The organism is Janthinobacterium sp. UMAB-56, from assembly GCF_900095265.1.
Taxonomy (GTDB): Bacteria; Pseudomonadota; Gammaproteobacteria; order Burkholderiales; family Burkholderiaceae_D; genus Janthinobacterium.
Map to the genome: position 1 here is coordinate 1 of NZ_LT607725.1, position 221 is coordinate 221.

The 221-nt window shown below is 61.5% G+C and carries 1 protein-coding gene; it reads right to left on the reverse strand.

The window, feature by feature from the left end; translation table 11 throughout:
• Positions 1–200 (reverse strand): carbohydrate porin (locus K0F85_RS28435; RefSeq protein WP_257638225.1); only part of this gene is annotated, 200 nt, incomplete at its 3' end.
• Between the last annotated feature and the right edge of the window lie 21 nt (positions 201–221).

Consider the following 221-nt stretch of genomic DNA (forward strand, 5'->3'; position numbering starts at 1 on the left):
GAGATCGTCGGTGCGATGGTCAGCTTGGTCAAACGCTTGGCCGGCAGGCCGCCCGCTTGCGTCACGCGATCCGTGCCCAGTTCGCCCACCAGCTTGAAGTTGTTGGTGAACGCGTACACGGGACGCACGCCGACCGAGGTCCAGGTCGAGGAACCGTTGGCATTCGACTCGTCTTTTTGCCACAGGGCGACGAATTCCATGCCGAAGTTTTCCATCGGCTG